Source organism: Stenotrophomonas sp. Nf1, assembly GCF_003028475.1.
Classification (GTDB): Bacteria; Pseudomonadota; Gammaproteobacteria; order Xanthomonadales; family Xanthomonadaceae; genus Stenotrophomonas.
Genome location: NZ_PYTV01000003.1, coordinates 468136 through 485603 on the forward strand (window position 1 = coordinate 468136; position 17468 = coordinate 485603).

Annotated in this window: 13 protein-coding genes; 9 read left to right on the plus strand and 4 right to left on the minus strand. The window is 66.5% G+C overall.

Annotation, left to right across the window (positions count from 1 at the left end):
- Positions 1-39 precede the first annotated feature (39 nt).
- The 3 genes from C9412_RS08680 to C9412_RS08690 all read left to right on the plus strand — a co-directional run bounded on the left by C9412_RS08680 (position 40) and on the right by C9412_RS08690 (position 4490).
- The gene (locus C9412_RS08680) at positions 40-1644 is read left to right on the plus strand and encodes a peptide chain release factor 3 (RefSeq protein WP_107231240.1); all 1605 of its coding nucleotides are present in this window, start codon (positions 40-42) and stop codon (positions 1642-1644) included.
- Between the two features lie 151 nt (positions 1645-1795).
- A complete protein-coding gene (locus tag C9412_RS08685; protein ID WP_010482744.1) occupies positions 1796-2434 on the plus strand; it encodes a hemolysin III family protein in 639 nt (212 codons plus the stop codon).
- A gap of 82 nt (positions 2435-2516) precedes the next feature.
- Complete coding sequence (locus C9412_RS08690; RefSeq protein ID WP_107231241.1) at positions 2517-4490, plus strand: AsmA family protein; 1974 nt, start codon at positions 2517-2519, stop codon at positions 4488-4490.
- Between the two features lie 561 nt (positions 4491-5051).
- Here the strand turns inward: C9412_RS08690 and C9412_RS08695 are convergent.
- Genes C9412_RS08695 through mtgA form a run of 3 tightly spaced genes read right to left on the minus strand, consistent with a single transcriptional unit; the run spans position 5052 to position 7269 of the window.
- Positions 5052-5483, minus strand: a complete 432-nt coding sequence (locus tag C9412_RS08695; protein WP_107231242.1) for a CBS domain-containing protein — start codon at positions 5481-5483, stop codon at positions 5052-5054.
- A complete protein-coding gene (locus C9412_RS08700; RefSeq protein ID WP_107231243.1) occupies positions 5443-6462 on the minus strand; it encodes a glycosyltransferase family 2 protein in 1020 nt (339 codons plus the stop codon). The genes C9412_RS08695 and C9412_RS08700 overlap by 41 nt, the downstream gene beginning before the upstream one ends.
- Before the next feature lie 57 nt (positions 6463-6519).
- A complete protein-coding gene (gene mtgA / locus C9412_RS08705) occupies positions 6520-7269 on the minus strand; it encodes a monofunctional biosynthetic peptidoglycan transglycosylase (RefSeq protein ID WP_107231244.1) in 750 nt (249 codons plus the stop codon).
- Between the two features lie 77 nt (positions 7270-7346).
- Here mtgA and C9412_RS08710 point away from each other — a divergent pair, with 77 nt between their 5' ends.
- The 3 genes from C9412_RS08710 to C9412_RS08720 all read left to right on the plus strand — a co-directional run bounded on the left by C9412_RS08710 (position 7347) and on the right by C9412_RS08720 (position 12436).
- The gene (locus C9412_RS08710) at positions 7347-8240 is read left to right on the plus strand and encodes an Hsp33 family molecular chaperone HslO (protein WP_107231245.1); all 894 of its coding nucleotides are present in this window, start codon (positions 7347-7349) and stop codon (positions 8238-8240) included.
- A gap of 116 nt (positions 8241-8356) precedes the next feature.
- Complete coding sequence (locus C9412_RS08715; protein WP_057497274.1) at positions 8357-9205, plus strand: hypothetical protein; 849 nt, start codon at positions 8357-8359, stop codon at positions 9203-9205.
- Positions 9206-9595: 390 nt separating this feature from the next.
- Positions 9596-12436 (plus strand): TonB-dependent receptor, encoded by a 2841-nt coding sequence (locus C9412_RS08720; protein ID WP_107231246.1) that lies wholly within the window; start codon positions 9596-9598, stop codon positions 12434-12436.
- 143 nt (positions 12437-12579) lie between these two features.
- Here the strand turns inward: C9412_RS08720 and C9412_RS08725 are convergent, their stop codons facing one another.
- A complete protein-coding gene (locus C9412_RS08725; RefSeq protein WP_107231247.1) occupies positions 12580-13182 on the minus strand; it encodes a TetR/AcrR family transcriptional regulator in 603 nt (200 codons plus the stop codon).
- A 141-nt stretch (positions 13183-13323) separates the two neighbouring features.
- On the opposite strand from C9412_RS08725, the gene C9412_RS08730 reads away from it, so the two are divergent.
- The 3 genes from C9412_RS08730 to C9412_RS08740 all read left to right on the plus strand — a co-directional run bounded on the left by C9412_RS08730 (position 13324) and on the right by C9412_RS08740 (position 17258).
- Positions 13324-14241 carry an alpha/beta hydrolase gene (locus C9412_RS08730; RefSeq protein ID WP_107231248.1) on the plus strand — a complete coding sequence of 306 codons (918 nt, stop codon included), beginning with the start codon at positions 13324-13326 and terminating at the stop codon, positions 14239-14241.
- Positions 14238-16715: an acyl-CoA dehydrogenase gene (locus tag C9412_RS08735; protein WP_107231249.1), complete on the plus strand. Its 2478-nt coding sequence runs from the start codon at positions 14238-14240 to the stop codon at positions 16713-16715. The genes C9412_RS08730 and C9412_RS08735 overlap by 4 nt, the downstream gene beginning before the upstream one ends.
- Before the next feature lie 75 nt (positions 16716-16790).
- Positions 16791-17258 carry a hotdog fold domain-containing protein gene (locus C9412_RS08740; RefSeq protein WP_107231250.1) on the plus strand — a complete coding sequence of 156 codons (468 nt, stop codon included), beginning with the start codon at positions 16791-16793 and terminating at the stop codon, positions 17256-17258.
- Positions 17259-17468: the final 210 nt, after the last annotated feature.

The following is a 17468-nucleotide window of genomic DNA, read 5'->3' on the forward strand; positions in this document are numbered from 1 at the left end:
TTATCTCTTTGAAAAGCGCCCCGGGCGGGCGCCACTGCCATGTCCGAAGTCGCCAACGAAGCGTCGCGTCGCCGCACCTTCGCCATCATCTCCCACCCTGACGCCGGCAAGACCACGCTGACCGAAAAGCTGCTGCTGTTCGGAGGCGCGATCCAGATGGCCGGTTCGGTCAAGGGCCGCAAGGCGGCCCGCCACGCCACCTCCGACTGGATGGCGCTGGAAAAGGAGCGCGGCATCTCCGTCACCTCCTCGGTGATGCAGTTCCCTTACGAAGGCAAGATCGTCAACCTGCTCGACACCCCCGGCCACGCCGACTTCGGCGAGGACACCTACCGCGTGCTGACCGCGGTGGACTCGGCGCTGATGGTGATCGACGTGGCCAAGGGCGTGGAAGAGCGCACCATCAAGCTGATGGAAGTGTGCCGCCTGCGCGACACCCCGATCATGACCTTCATCAACAAGCTCGACCGCGAGGGCAAGGACCCGATCGAGCTGCTGGATGAAGTGGAAACCGTGCTGGGCATCCAGTGCGCCCCGGTCACCTGGCCGATCGGCATGGGCCAGCGCCTGAAGGGCGTGGTGCACCTGCTGACCGGCGAAGTGCATCTGTACGAACCGGGCCGCAATTTCACCCGCCAGGATTCGACCATCTTCCCGTCCATCGATGCCCCCGGCCTTGCCGAGAAGATCGGTGCACAGATGCTGGCCGAGCTGCGCGACGAACTGGAACTGGTGCAGGGCGCCAGCCACCCGTTCGATCTGCAGGCCTACCGTGACGGCAAGCAGACCCCGGTGTTCTTCGGCTCGGGCGTGAACAACTTCGGCGTGCAGCCGCTGCTGGACTTCTTCGTCGAGCATGCACCGTCGCCGCAGGCACGTTCCACCACCGGCCGCGAGATCGCCCCGGAAGAGAACAAGCTGACCGGCTTCGTGTTCAAGATCCAGGCCAACATGGACCCGCAGCATCGCGACCGCGTCGCGTTCATGCGCGTCTGCTCGGGCCGCTTCAGCGCCGGCATGAAGACCTTCCACGTGCGCACCGGCAAGGAAATGAAGCTGGCCAACGCACTGACCTTCATGGCCAGCGACCGCGAGATCGCCGCCGAAGCGTGGCCGGGCGATGTGATCGGCATCCACAACCACGGCACCATTTCCATCGGCGATACCTTCACCGAAGGCGAAGCGGTCACCTTCACCGGCATTCCGAACTTCGCCCCGGAACTGTTCCGCCGTGCACGCCTGCGCGATCCGCTCAAGCTCAAGCAGCTGCAGAAGGGCCTGGCGCAGCTGTCCGAAGAGGGCGCGACCCAGTTCTTCCGCCCGTTGACCAGCAACGACCTGATCCTGGGCGCGGTCGGCGTGCTGCAGTTCGACGTGGCCGCCTACCGCCTGAAGGACGAGTACGGCGTGGAAGCAACCTTCGAACCGGTCAGCGTGACCACGGCGCGCTGGGTCCATTGCAGCAACGAAAAGAAGCTGGAAGAGTTCCGCGAGAAGAACGCGCTGAACCTGGCGCTGGATGCGGCCGGCCACCTGGTCTACCTGGCGCCGACCCGGGTCAACCTGCAGCTGGCGCAGGAACGCGCGCCGGACGTGCGCTTCTCGGCCACCCGCGAAGCGGCGCACACCGTGTCGGTGGCCTGATCCCTGGGGTCGGATCCCTTTCCGCAGGAAAGGTCTCTGACCCCAGCACCCGGGGATTCATCGACCATACGGTGACCGGCGTGCATGCGCCGGCCATCGCGGCGATGATAGGGGGGTGCGGGTCCCCCTCCCCGCGAACGATGCCTACGCCATGTCCACGACTTCCGTTGCTTCGATCCGCGAAGAAATCGCCAGCGCCCTGACCCACGGCCTCGGTGCCGTGCTGGCCCTGGGCGCCGGCGCGGTACTGATCACCCTGGCCGCCATCTACAGCGATGGCTGGCAGCTGGCCGGCGCGATCGTGTTCGGCATTGCGCTGTTGCTGCTGTACACCGCCTCCACCCTGTACCACGCCATCCAGCACCCGGTCGCCAAGGGCCGCCTGAAGGTGTTCGACCACTGCGCGATCTACGTACTGATCGCCGGCACCTATACCCCGTTCACCCTGATCGGCCTGCGCGGCCCCTGGGGCTGGGGCCTGTTCGCCGCGATCTGGACCCTGGCCCTGGCCGGGGTGGTGTTCAAGCTGTTCTACACCGGCCGCTTCAAGGCGCTTTCCACCGGCATCTACATCGCCATGGGCTGGCTGGTGATCGTGGCGATCAAGCCGATGCTGGCCTCGATCGACGGCTGGACGCTGGGCTGGCTGCTGGCCGGCGGCCTGTCCTACACGCTGGGCACCTACTTCTACCACCGCGAATCGATCCCCTATTCGCATGCGATCTGGCACCTGTTCGTGATCGGCGGCAGTGTCTGCCACTTCGTCGCGGTGACCATGCAGGTGCTGTAACCACAGTCCGCCGCGCGGCCCTGCACGCCGCGCACATGGACGCTTCGCGCCCCGTCCACGATCGGGGCGCAACCATGGCAGTGTGAATGCTGCCGCCTCCCCTGCTGCACGGCGCCCTTCCCGCTGGCGCCTCCGACGCGCTGGCCCGCGGGGCCAGCGCGTGTGGGCTGCGCTGCTGTTCCTGCTGGCCGCGCTGCTGGTGCTGATCGCATTGTGGGACTGGAACTGGTTCAAGGGGCCGGTCGAACGTGCGGTGCAGGCTCGTACCGGCCGTGCGCTGCACATCGGCCAGCTGGATGTCGATCTGGGCCGCACCACCACGATCCGCGCCGATGCGATCACCTTTGCCAATGCCCGCTGGGCCAGGCAACCGCAGATGGCCAGCGCCGACCGGGTCGAGATCGACGTGCGGGTCTGGCCGCTGCTGCGCGGCAGCGTGCAGCTGCCCGAAGTGCGCCTGACCCGGCCCGACGTGCTGCTGGAAACCGCCCCGCGCAAGGGCGAACCGGGCAACTGGGATTTCCTCGGTGACAGCGCCGGCGGAACCAGCCCCCAACTCAAGCGCCTGCGCATCGACGACGGTCGCCTGCAGTTCCTCGATGCGCTCGGCCGCACCGATATCCGCGTGGATGTGCGCAGCGGCCAGCCGAAGCGGGCCGATGCCGCACCGCCGCTGCTGGTGCAGGGCAAGGGCCACTGGCAGGGCAATGCGTTTACCCTGCGTGGTGGCACCGAATCCCCACTGGAACTGACCGACAGCGACCACCCGTTCCGGATCCATCTGGACGGCCGCGCCGGCAGCACCCACGCCGTCGCCCGCGGCACGCTCACCAATCCGTTCCAGCTGCGTGTGTTCGATCTGCAGTTCGCGCTCAGCGGCCAGGATCTTGCAGACCTCTATCCGCTGCTGGGCATCGCCATTCCGCCCTCACCGCCTTACGCCCTGGACGGACGCCTGAAACGCGACCACAACGTGTGGCGCTACGATGCCTTCACCGGCAAGGTCGGTGACAGCGACCTGGCAGGCAACCTTCAGTTCGAAGTGGGCGGCGCGCGGCCGCGGCTGACCGCCACGCTGGAATCCAGGCGCCTGGATTTCGATGACCTGGCTGGCTTCGTCGGCGCACCGCCGAAAACCGGGGGTGGCGAAACGGCCAACGCCGAACAGAAGGCCGCGGCCGCCCGTGTTGCCGCCAGCAGCCGGGTGCTGCCGGATACGCCGTACAACCTCGGCAAGCTGCGCGCGATGGATGCCGACGTGCGCTGGAAGGCCCACCGCATCAATGCGCCGTCACTGCCACTGGATGACATGGATGCGCATCTGCTGCTGGACGACGGCGTGCTGCGGTTGGACCCGCTGAACTTCGGCGTGGCCGGCGGCGATATCCGCAGCACGATCCGCATGGACGCGCGCCAGGCGCAGATCAGCACCGCGCTGAAGGCCAGCGTGCGCGGCGTGCAGCTGGGCCAGCTGTTCCCGGACGCGAAGCTGGCCGAACAGGCCAAGGGCGGCATCGGCGGCGAGGTGGACCTGAGCGGCCGTGGCAACTCGATTGCCGCGATGCTGGGCAGCAGCAGCGGCAAGGTCGGGCTGGCGATGGGCCGTGGCCACGTCGGCAACCTGGTGATGGAACTGGCCGGGCTGGATATCACCGAATCGCTGAAGTTCCTGGTGACCGGCGACAAGCAGATTCCCCTGCGCTGCGCCTTCGCCGACTTCGGCGTGCGCGACGGGCTGATGACCAGCCAGGCACTGGCGGTGGATACCACCGACACGATCCTCATCGGCGAGGGCACGCTCAGCCTGCGCGACGAAACCCTCGACCTGCTGCTGAAGCCACGCCCGAAGGACAAGAGCATCCTGGTGCTGCGCTCGCCACTGCATATCAGCGGCACGTTCAAGGACCCGTCGTTCCGCCCGGATTTCAAGGCGCTGGGCATTCGTGGCGCGGTGGCCCTGGCGCTGGGCAGCATCGCCCCGCCGGCGGCGTTGCTGGCGACGATCGAACTGGGGCCGGGCAAGGATGCCGACTGCGGCGGGCAGTATGCGAAGTAGGGTTACAGCGTTGTTCGCGGCGCCTCTTTTCCCGCGCGTAGAGCCGGAGCAAGGCGACAGGCAGGACACGCCGTAAATACGTCCCTGTAGGCTCGGTCGGCGCATCCATGCGCCTCACGGTCCTGCCTGCCGCCTTGCTCCGGCTCCGGACAGTTTCCTGCGCGCGCGGAACGAGAGCGAAATTCAAAGTCAAAAGAAAAAAGCAAAGTCAAAAGCTGTTGCCAACCAAGGTTGGCAGCTACCAAAGGCGAGGCACCGCGCATGTACGCACCGCGCTCGCGGAAATGTTTCCAGAGGCGGAGGGCATGGGCGTGCAGGACCGTTGGCGCCATGGGCCCGAGGCATGCCTCGGGCGGGTTGGGCAGGACGCCCAACCCTGGTCTTGCCGTGTGCGCAGGACAGCGCACACGAGCAAGGCGCCATCGAGCCTACAGGGACGTACTTGCGGCGTGTCCTGCACGCCTATGCCCTCCGCCTCTCCGACGTATCAGGAAGGCGCTGCTTCTGCTTCTGCACTTGCTGTTGGCGGGCCGGCGGGCCGCAGGCCCGCCAGCGACACCCTCACCCGGCAACGATGTACTGCTGCAGATGATCCAGCTCGCGCCGCTGCGCATCGATCACCGACTTCACCAGGTCACCAATGGAAATCACCCCCAGCACCTGCGCGCCCTCCACTACCGGCAGGTGGCGGATGCGGTAATCGGTCACCAGCTGCAGGCAGTGCTCCACCTGCTCGCCCGGTGACACCGTCACCACCTGCGCGGTCATGATCTCGGCCACCGCCGTATCGCGTGAGGAACGATCGCGCAGCACGATCTTGCGCGCGTAATCGCGCTCGGACAGGATGCCGACCAGTCGTGGGCCATCCATTACCAGCACCGCCCCGATGCCCTTCTCCGCCATCAACCGGATCGCATCGATCACCGCCGCATCCGGCGCGACCGCATGTACTTCAGGAGACTTGCCGTCCAACAGTTGCCGTACCGTGGTCATCCGCCTGCCCTCCGAGGGTGGGTTGCAGGGCCGAGTCTGCCACGGCCGATGCTAGCCAGGCGTCAACCAGGTACAGCGGGCGTTGCTTGGACTCTTCATACAACCGCCCCAGGTACTCGCCGATCAGCCCCAGCGCGATCAACTGCACCCCGCCCAGGAACAGGATCACCGCCATCATCGTCGGCCAGCCGGCCACCCGGTCACCGTACAGGGCCGCCTTCACGATCACCCACAGACCAAAGACGAACGCCACTGCCGCCGTCGCCAGGCCCAGGTAGGTGGCGGTACGCAGCGGTACCGTCGAGAACCCGGTAATGCCCTCCAGCGCGAAGTTCCACAGCCGCCACAGGCTGAACTTGCTGCTCCCGGCCACCCGCGCGTGGCGATGGTAGGGCACGGCAATGCGCTTGAAGCCGACCCAGCTGAAAAGCCCTTTCATGAAACGGTGGCGCTCGCGCATTTCACGCAGCGCGCTCAACGCACGCGCCGACAGCAGGCGGAAGTCGCCGGTATCGGCGGGAATCGGCGTGCGTGACAGGCGCCCCATCACCCGGTAGAACATCGCCGCCGTGGCGCGCTTGATCCAGGCCTCGCCATCGCGGGCCATGCGCGTGCCGTACACGTTGTCATGGCCCTCGCGCCAGCGCGCGACGAACTGCGGCACCAGCTCCGGCGGGTCCTGGCCATCAGCATCGAGAATCATCGCCGCGCCTTCGCGCACCAGGTCCAGGCCGGCGGTCAGTGCCGCCTCCTTGCCGAAGTTGCGCGACAGCCGCAGCGCCGAAACGCGCGCATCGCCCTCGGCCAGCCCGGCAATCACCTCCCAGGTGCCGTCGTGGCTGCCGTCGTCCACATACAGGATGTGGCCATCAAGCTCGGGCATGCCGTCGAGCACCGCACACAGGCGCGGATGCAGCAGGGGCAATGCCAGCGCCTCGTTGTAGGCAGCGATGACGAAAGTAAGCCGTTCGCGGGTCATGCCCGGATTGTACGTTGCATGGGCGCACGCCATGCGCCGGCCAGGCGGCACGCGCACTCAGTCCTCGGCCAGATATCCGGCCCCGCCCAGCTGGCGCGCCTGGCGCTGGATCCACGCCGCGCGGCGCTGCACATACGGGCCAGGCGCGGCCGCGTTGTAGCGCCGCGGTGCCGGCAGCACCGCCGCCAGCCGCGCGCTCTCGGCCGGGCTCAGGCGCGCGGCATCCTTGCCCCAGAACTTCTGCGCCGCCGCCTGCGCGCCATACACCCCATCGCCGAATTCGGCGATGTTGGCGTACATCTCCAGGATGCGCTGCTTGGGCCACATGGCCTCGATCAGCACGGTGTACCAGACCTCCAGGCCCTTGCGGATCCAGCTGCGGCCCTGCCACAGGAACAGGTTCTTGGCCACCTGCTGGCTGATCGTGCTGGCCCCGCGCAGGCGCCCGCCGCGGGCGTTGTGGTCGCGGGCCTTCTCGATGGCCTGCAGGTCGAAGCCGTTGTGCTCGGGGAAGCGCTGGTCTTCGGCCGCCACCAGTGAAATCGGCAGGCTCGGCGCCATCTGGTCCAGGTCGCGCCATTGGTAATGCAGCCGGTAGGACCAGTCCGCCTCGCCCAGCGCCTCGCCGTAGCGCCACAGCATCACGGTGGACCCGGGCGGGTCGATGAAGCGCAGCACCAGCACCTGCAGGCAGCTGAACGCGGCCAGCAGCAGTGGCAGCCACAGCAGGTATTTCCAGCGCCAGCGACGACGACGCGGCGGCGGCGCCACGGCCTCTACCTTGTGCTGCTCTCCCCCTGCCCCCATTACTGGTGCATCCTTCTTCTGTCTGGTTGTCGGCGCATTATCCGGCAACCGCCCCCGTTTACGCGCGATGTGAGCCGATGACCGCCAACTCCGATTCCCTGATCCGCTTCCTGCTGCCCGACGCCGGTGTCCGCGGCGTGCATGTACGCCTGCAGGCCACCTGGCAGGAAATCCTGTCCCACGCCCAGTATCCGGATGCCGCCGCCGAACTGCTGGGCGAGGCCTGCGTGGCAGCCGCGCTGTTCACCGGCCACACCAAGATCGACGGCCGCCTGTCGATCCAGCTGCGCAGCAGCAGCGCCCTGCGCACCCTGTTCGCCGAGTGCACCGCGGCCGGCACACTGCGCGGCATCGCCCAGCTCAGCGACGGCGAGGACGCCCCGCGCGACCTGTCCGCCCTGGGCGATGACGCCATCCTCGCCATCACCATCGAGAACCCCGGCCTGGACCCGCGCGAACCGCAGCGCTACCAGAGCCTGGTCGGGCTGACCGCGCCGGAACTGGATGAAGCCTTCGAGGACTACTTCCGCCAGTCCGAACAGCTGCCGACCCGCCTGCTGCTGGCCGCCGACCGCAATGGCGCCGCCGGCCTGCTGCTGCAGAAGCTGCCGGGTGACGAGGGCGACGAGGACGGCTGGGCACGCGCCAGCGCCCTGTTCGAGACCCTGGGCAAGGCCGAACTGCTGGCCACCCCGGCCGAACAGCTGCTGCACCGGCTCTTCCACGAGGAGCGCCCGGAGCTGATGGGCGGCAAGCCGCTGTCCTTCGCCTGCTCCTGCTCGCGCGAGCGGGTCGAGGCCATGCTGCAGTCGCTGGGTGAGGAAGAAGCACGCGCCGCTGCCGTGGACACCGGCGCGGTCGAGGTGCGATGCGAATTCTGCGGGCGTGAATATCACTTTCCATTGACGGAGTTCGGCATACTGTTCCACGGCGCCAAGGGGGCAGTACCGGCGCCTGAACGACTTCAGTAAACGGCAGTCTTGTACCTGGGGAGGATCAAGGCTTGTTAAGAATTCATAAACACCCTAGGATCGAGTTCCCGTCCCCACGGGAACTTCCGTTGTCCGTCCCTGTCTGAACTGGTCCGATGCGTACCTTCCTGCGTCTACCGCTGGCCCTGCTGATCGCCCTTGGCGCGATCACGGGCGTGCACGCGCAGAGCAAGGACACCCGCACCGTGCTGCCGGTGTGGAACAAGGGCAGCGGCAAGGTCGAGGCCCTGCTGTATCTGGAGCCGACCGGCGAACAGGCCGCCGGCGCCCGCTGGCACTTCGGCCGCAATTCGCTGGACGCTGCCTTCGGCCTGTCCTCCGGCGATTCGCTCGGCCTGCTCTGCAACAGCAGCAGCGGTACCAGCATGAGCGGCCTGGCCAGCCATTGCATGCTGGCCAGCCTGGGTGATGACGACGACCTCAACAGCCGGCGTTTCACCGGCACCGCCGCGCTGAACCGTGGCAACAGCCGCCTGGGCATCACCGCCGGTACCGGCCGCGAGACCCTGCCGGCGTGGCTGGCCGGGCCGAACAAGACCCCGTCGCTGCGCACCGAACAGAACGATCTGACCGTGTTCGCGCAGAAGAACATCGGCCGCGAAGGCTTCGTCTCCATCGCCGGCACCTACGCCAAGGCACGCCTGGTGCCGCTGGCCGACGCCTCGCCGGCACTGGTCGACCGCTGGGACAGCAAGAGCCTGAGCATCGGCGCCGGCTATGGCAACTTCACCGGCAGCATCATCGGCCGCGTCGTTGATGTGCCCGGCAAGCCGGGCAAGTGGGAAGGCCTGGGCATCGGCCTGACCTGGCGCACGCCGTGGTCCGGCCAGCTGACGGTCGGCGCCGAGAATGTGATCAGCCGTGGCAAGAATCCGTTCTCGCCGCGCAATGAAAGCAACGACGACGGCACCGTGCCGTACGTGCGCTACGAACAGGATCTCTGATCCGTTTCCACGGCCCTGGCCGTATCCCCGTTGTTCCCTGCCGGGCGCCGAGAGGCGCCCGTCGCGCATGTGCGCTGCATACCTTTTGATGCGCGCGTCAAGGGCCTGGGATACCTGGAATAACGCGATGACATACTGTGGTACATATCAAACGTAACTTTTTTCGTCATTCTGCGTTAACAAACGAGGCACGGCTATATAGCCACATAAGCAACCCATTGATTTAAATGAAATAAGAGTCAATTTACCAAAATCACAGACTTGATTAACACAGCTTTAATTCTTGGCGAACGCCCGCTACTATCGGGTCAGCCTCGCGATTTGGGAGCGCTCTTTCGCTCCCCCGCCGGGCATAAACCCCAGCCAAGATTTCTTGGAGAGAGAGAGCCAATGAAACTCAAGTCCAGCCAGCTGCGTGACGCAGTTGTGATCGCGCTTGTCGCCGGTGCCAGCACCGCGACGGCCCACGCCCAGGAAGCCACCAACCTCGACCGTATCGAGGTCACCGGTTCGCGCATCCGCCAGGTCGATACCGAAACCGCACAGCCGGTGATGACCATCAGCCGCGACCAGATCGAGAAGCAGGGCTTCAAGTCGGTCGCCGACATCCTGCAGAACATCCCGGCCGCCGGTTCGCCTGCCATCAGCCGTACCTCCCCGCTCAGCTCGGGCGAAGCGGTCGGCGGTTACTACATCGACCTGCGCAACCTGGGTGCCAACCGCACCCTGATCCTGATCGACGGCCGCCGCCTGGGCATCACCAACGACGGCCTGCAGGACGTCGCCTCGATTCCGTCGGCGATGGTCGAGCGCATCGAAGTGCTGAAGGACGGCGCGTCCACCATCTACGGTTCGGACGCCATTGCCGGCGTGGTCAACATCATCACCCGCAAGGACTTCGAAGGTGCCGAAGCCAACGTCTACATCGGCCAGTGGGACCAGGGCGACGGCAAGCGCGAGAACTACGACTTCATCATGGGCTTCCGTGGTGAGCGTGGCTCGCTGACCGCCGGTGTCGAGTACACCAACGAAGATCCGGTGTGGGCCAAGGACCGCTGGTTCGCCCGCGACCGCTTCCCGACCGGCGAGAAGAGCGCACCGCGCCCGGGCGGCCTGTCCGGCACCTCTCAGTGGGGCCGTTTCGTCTACAACAACCAGCTCTACACGCTGCGCCGCGACGTTCCGGGCCTGGATCCGTCGCAGTTCTCCAGCTACCGCCTGGTCGACCCGACCATCGACGTCTCCAACCCGGCGCTGGCCTCGACCGTGTACAGCGGCATCAAGCGCAAGTCGGCCTTCCTGAACGGCCGCTTCGACTTCACCGACAACGTGCGCTTCGACACCAGCGTGCTGTACACCGATCGTGATTCGTTCGCGCAGAACGCGGGCTATCCGTTCTTCAGCGACGACTTCGCCCTGAGCGCCAATGGCCTGTCCGCTGACAGCGTGTTCAACCCGGTCGGCGAAGACGTCCAGTACGTGCGTCGTGGCTGGGAAGTGCCGCGCGAAGTCCGCAACAGCCTGACCACCACCCGCTTCACCGGTGTGTTCAGCGGCACCTTCCAGACCGGCGAGCGCTACTGGGACTGGGAAGCCGGCTACCTGTACAACCAGAACAAGGGCACCCAGATCAGCACGGGTAACCTGAACACCTACGCCGTTGGCCAGGCCACCGGCCCGTCCTTCATCAACGCCAACGGCCAGGCGCAGTGCGGCACGCCGGACTCGCCGATTCCGCTGGGTACCGGCCCCGGGTCGTGCACCCCGTGGAACCCGTTGATCGCCAACGGCTACAACGCGCCCAACAGCCTGGCCGATCCCAATGTCCAGGCCTACCTGTACCAGCCGGGCCAGGCGCTGTCGCGCACCACCACCAAGAACTTCTTCGCCAACATCGCCGGCACCATCGCAACCCTGCCGGCGGGCGACCTGGGTGTGGCGCTGGGCATCGAGCGTCGTGAAGAGAGCGGCTCGTTCTCGCCCGATGCGCTGGCCCAGACCGGTATCTCGACCGATCTGGCCGCCGGCCCGACCCAGGGTGGCTACAACCTCAACGAAGCCTACCTGGAACTGCAGGTTCCGATCCTGGCCGACCTGCCGGGCGCGAAGGAACTGACCCTGACCGCGGCCACCCGCTACTCGGATTACGACACCTTCGGCAATACGCTGAACAGCAAGTTCGGCCTGAAGTGGAAGCCGATCGACTCGATCCTGGTCCGCGGTACCTGGTCGGAAGGCTTCCGTGCGCCGACCGTGGCTGACCTGTACGGCGGCATCTCGCAGACCTTCCCGAACTACACCGACCCGTGCGACACCAGCTTCGGCCCTGCCGCCGGCAACGCACGCTGCCTGGCCGATGTGCCGGCCGGCTTCCGCCAGCCGAACACCTCCTCCAGCGGTCCGGCCCCGGGTCCGGGTGAGGCCAGCAACACGCCGTTCGTCACCGGCTCGACCCCGGGCCTGACGCCGGAAACGTCGAAGTCCAAGACCATCGGCATCGTGTGGAGCCCGGGCTTCCTCAGCGGCTTCAACACCTCGCTGGACTGGTGGAACATCCGTATCGACAACACCATCGTTGCCGATTCGCCGACCGACCTGCTGAACGACTGCTACCTGCGTGGCATCGAGTCGCGTTGCGTGGGCTTCACCCGTAACGCCAACGGCAACATCACCCAGCTGGACTTCGCGCTGCGCAACGCCGGCTACGTGGAGACCGAGGGCTTCGATTTCGACGTGAACTACCGCTTCGAAACCGGCTTCGGCAACTTCACCACCTCGCTGCAGAACACCTACGTCACCAAGAACGAGATCAAGTCGGACAACACCGACAATCCGCCGACCCAGCGAAACGGCTTCGAGGGCAACTTCCGCCTGCGTTCGAACCTGACCGTCAACTGGCAGCTGGACAACCTGTCGATTTCCTGGACCGCGCGTTACTACTCGGGCACCAAGGAAGACTGCTACTTCGACGACCGCTGCACCCTGCCGAACTTCAGCTCGCCCGATACCCTGGGCCAGATCACGCCGAAGAACGAACTGGGTTCCAACACCTTCCACGACCTGCAGGTGTCCTACAACCTGCCGTGGAATGCGACGGTGGCCGTGGGTGCCAACAACGTGTTCGACCACTGGTCGGCACCGGCCTACGCGCAGCCGAACTCGGGCTACTCGTACTACGGTGGCTACGACATCGGCCGCTTCGTCTACATGAAGTACCAGCAGAAGTTCTGATCGGTTGATTGATCGATGACTTCAGCAACGGCCCCGAAAGGGGCCGTTGTTCTTTGTGTGGCCGGCAGCGTGCGAAGGGTATCGGCCCCAGCAGAAAGGCCGCGGCAATGCCGCGGCCTTCCAGTGAGCTCATCGTGTGGCGCTCATCCGTTCGGAATCAGCGTCTCGATCAGGTGCTCGACGTAGGCTTCGAAGTCCTCACGTGCCTGCTTGGGCTGCTGCAGCTGCAACGACAGCTGCAGGAAGCCGACGTAGGCCGCATAGGCCAGACGCGCACGGTGCCGCGCATCAGTCGAGCTGAGCCCGGCCTGGCGGAACGAGGCGACCAGATAATCGAGGCGGCGCTGCGAGACGCGGTCGATCACCGGCCGCACCATCGGATGATCCAGCGCCTTCAGCAGCTCGCTGTAGATGATGTGCGGCTGCACTTCATGCGCCACCATCTGGAACAGCTGGCGCAGGCGCACGCGCGGGTCCGCCACGTCTTCCAGGCTGCCGAACACCTGTTCCTGTTCGAACAGCTCCCAGCGTTCCAGCGCTGCCTGCAGCAATGCATCGCGCGAGGGGAAATGCCAATAGAAACTGCCCTTGGTGACCCCGAGACGGCGCGCCAGCGGCTCTACCGCGACGGCGCCGACACCTTGTTCAGCAATCAGATCGAGGGCCGCCTGGGCCCAGTCTTCGGCACTCAGGCGGCTGTTGCGGCCGGCGCGCGGTTCGCCGGCGGAAGCGTCAGGTTGATTCATGGGCTGATTTAACCATACGGCGGGGTTCGTTGCAGTACGCGGTTGCGCTGGAAGCCGTCGCAGGGCCACGTGGAGCGCCTGCCGCGATGCACCATACTGAGCAGTATTGACTTCCCTTCGAAGCACTCCATACTATCAAGTATGGTTACGTCCCCTACTCCTGCTGCGTTCCATGATCTGCGCCTGGATGCCGCCCACGGCGCGCGCCTGGCGGCGACCGCCAGCGACCACGGCCGCCGCGGTCGCGTGTTGTTCGCGCACGGCTTCGGCCAGACCCGGCATGCCTGGAACGCCACCGCGCGGGCCCTGTCTGCGGCGGGACTGCAGACCCTGGCCTACGATGCGCGCGGGCATGGCGACTCGGACTGGAATGCCGCCGACCTGCCTTATCACGGCGAACAGTTCGCCGATGACCTGATCGTGCTGGCCGGCGAACAGCCGCGGCCGCCGGTGCTGGTGGCGGCCTCGATGGGCGGCCTGTTCGGCCTGCTGGCCGAATCGCGCTGGCCGGGCCTGTTCTCGGCGATGGTGCTGGTGGACATCACCCCGCGCTGGGACACCGCCGGCGTCGAACGCATCCTGGCCTTCATGACCGCCCATCCCGACGGCTTCGCCTCGCTGACCCAGGCCGCCGATGTGATCTCGGCCTACCTGCCGCACCGCCCGCGCAAATCCGAGCAGTCGCTGCGTGCGCTGCTGCGCGAGGATGGCCACGGGCGCTGGCGCTGGCACTGGGACCCGCGGCTGGTGGCCGAACTGGCCCGCGACAGCGAGCAGCACCAGGACGCGCTGGCCGAGGCCGCACGCCAGGTGAAGTGCCCGCTGCTGCTGGTCAGCGGCGGCCGCAGCGACCTGGTCACGCCGCAGACCGTGGCCGAATTCCTGGCGTTGGCGCCGCACGCGCGCCATGTACAGCTGCCGCAGGCCACGCACATGGTCGCCGGCGATGACAACGACGCCTTTACCGCTACTGTGTTGGACTATCTGGACGTGTTGCCCGCAGCGGATGCTGCAGCTTCGTCCGCCACAAACGAGCACGTCACCGGAGCACGCTCATGAGCATCGTTCTTCCCTTCCTCGCCCTGCTGCTGGCAGGCGCGTTCGTCGCCTACCACCGCATGCGGCTGGTTACCTGGACGCTGATCAGCGTGGCCCTGCTGGCCGCCTGCTGGTTCATTCCCTACGTCAGCCAGACCGCCACGATTGTGGCCGCCGCCGTGCTGGCGGTGATCGCCGTGCCGCTGCTGCTGCCGTTCATCCGCAAGCCGCTGCTGACCGGCCCGATGATGAAGGTGTTCCGCAAGGTGCTGCCGCCGCTGTCGCAGACCGAGCGCATCGCGCTGGAAACCGGCTCGGTCGGTTTCGAGGGCGAGCTGTTCACCGGTGATCCGGACTGGAACATCCTGCTCAACTATCCCAAGCCGCAGCTGACCGCCGAAGAACAGGCCTTCCTGGATGGCCCGGTCGAAGAGCTGTGCACCATGGTCAACGACTGGGAAATCACCCACGTCCACGCCGACCTGCCGCCGGAACTGTGGGCCTTCATCAAGAAGAACAAGTTCTTCGGCATGATCATTCCGAAGGAATACGGCGGCCTGGGCTTCTCCGCGCTGGCCCACCACAAGGTGATCCAGAAGCTGGCCTCGGTGTCCTCGGTGGTCAGCTCCACCGTCGGCGTGCCCAACTCGCTGGGCCCGGGTGAACTGCTGGTGCACTACGGCACCCAGGAACAGAAGGACCAGTACCTGCCGCGCCTGGCCGATGGCCGCGAAGTGCCCTGCTTCGGCCTGACCGGTCCGTTCGCCGGCTCCGACGCCACCTCCATTCCCGACTACGGCATCGTCTGCAAGGGCGAGTGGAACGGCGAGCAGGTGCTCGGCGTCAAGCTGACCTTCGACAAGCGCTACATCACCCTGGCCCCGGTCGCTTCGCTGATCGGCCTGGCCTTCCGCATGTACGACCCGGACGGCCTGATCGGCGATACCCGCGATATCGGCATCACCCTGGGTCTGCTGCCGCGCGACACCGCCGGTGTTGAAATCGGCCGTCGCCACTTCCCGCTGAACTCGACGTTCCAGAACGGCCCGATCCGCGGCAAGGACGTGTTCATTCCGCTGACCCAGCTGATCGGTGGCGCAGCCATGGCCGGCAAGGGCTGGAACATGCTCAACGAGTGCCTGGCCGTGGGCCGCTCGATCACCCTGCCCTCCACCGCCAGCGGCGGTGCCAAGGCCGGTGCTGCCGTGACCGGCGCCTATGCCCGCATCCGCAAGCAGTTCGGCCTGTCGGTGGGCCGCTTCGAAGGCGTGGAAGAAGCGCTGGCCCGCATCGGCGGCAAGGCGTACAAGATCAGCGCGCTGTCGCAGGCCACCGCCGCCGCGGTTGACCGTGGTGACGTGCCGTCGGTGCCGTCGGCGATCGCCAAGTACCACTGCACCAACATGAGCCGCGAAGTGATCTCGGACATGATGGACGTGATCGGCGGCAAGGGCATCATCCTGGGGCCGCGCAACTTCGCCGGCCGCAGCTGGCAGGCCGCGCCGATCGCGATCACCGTGGAAGGCGCCAACATCATGACCCGCAGCCTGCTGATCTTCGGTCAGGGTGCGATCCTCTGCCACCCGTGGGTGCTGAAGGAAATGAAGGCCGCGCAGGATCCGGACACCCGTGCCGGCCTGCAGGACTTCGACCGCAGCCTGTTCGGCCACATCCGCTACGGCATCTCCAACGCCGTGCGTTCGTTCTGGTTCGGCCTGACCGGCGCACGTTTCGGTACCGCCCCGGGCGACGCCTACACCCGCCGCTACTTCCGCAAGCTGGACCGTTACTCGGCCAACCTGGCGCTGATGGCCGACATCTCGATGATGACCCTCGGCGGCAAGCTGAAGTTCAAGGAATCGCTGTCCGGCCGCCTGGGCGATGTGCTGAGCCATGTCTACATGACCAGCGCCATGCTCAAGCGCTACCACGACGAAGGCGCACCGCAGGCCGACCAGCCGCTGCTGGCCTGGGCCTTCCATGACAGCGTGCACAAGATCGAAGAGTCGCTGTCGGCCGCCCTGCGCAACTTCCCGATCCGTCCGATCGGCTGGCTGATGTGGGCGCTGATCTTCCCGCTGGGCCGCCGTGCCGAGGCCCCGGGCGACCGCCTGAGCCGTCGCGTCGCTGCCCTGCTGATGGCGCCGAACGAAGCGCGTGATCGTCTGGCCAGCGGCGTGTTCCTGACCCCGTGCGAGAACAACCCGGGTGGCCGCATCAACAGCTACCTGAGCAAGGCGATCATGGCCGAGCCGGTGGAGCGCAAGTTCCTGAAGGCGCTGAAGAGCAAGGGCATCGAAGCGCTGGACTTCAAGGCCCAGCTGGACGAAGCCGTGGCCGAAGGCGTGATCACCCAGGACGAACGCAGCCTGCTGGAAGAGCTGCGCACGTTGACCCTGGACACCATCACCGTGGACGACTTCGACACCCACGAACTGCGCGCGGCCAGCTACTACGACCGCCAGCACAAGGACCCGCATTCGCAGGCGGCCTGATCGCCTGGAACATGCGTTGCCTTCGACGGCGGGCCTCGGCCCGCCGTCGTTCTATCCGACGACAGGAATTTCACCATGTCCACGCCCCTGCTCTCGCTCTACCACCGGCTGCAACGCTGGCCTGCCGGCAACTGGCTGTTCGCGCGCGCGGTGTGCTTCAAGGCGCCCTACTTCGCCAGCATCGCGCCGCGCATCACCCGCCTGGAGCACGGCCGCTGCGAAGGCACGCTGGCCGACCGTCGCAAGGTACGCAACCACATCGGCACGGTGCATGCGATCGCGATGTGCAACCTGGCCGAGCTGACGGCCGGGCTGATGGTGGATGCATCGCTGCCGAAGGGCATGCGCTGGATCCCGAAGGGCATGAAGGTGCAGTACCTGGCCAAGGCGCGCGGCACGCTGCGGGCGGTGGCGCTGCCGGCGCAGCCGATTGTCGTCGCGGCGCAGGGCTATGCGCTGCCGGTGACGGTGAGCGTGCGCGATCACGCGGGGACGGAGGTGTTCAACGCGGTCATCGACATGTGGATGTCACCGGCGAAGTAGTGTGTTCCCGCGAACGGCGCAGCCCCTCGTGGGTGGGTCGCGAAATGCGGTTTATCGGCTGGGCCGGAGGGGTGGGGCCGGGCGGGGACGCCGTGAATCCATCCCTGGAGCAACTGTGTTGATGGAGGGGCTTGGCCCCTCCATGAGAGGGGCACGGTAGTGCCGGCCGCTGGCCGGCAGCCTTTGGTCTTGCGCCCTGGTTCGCCTCAG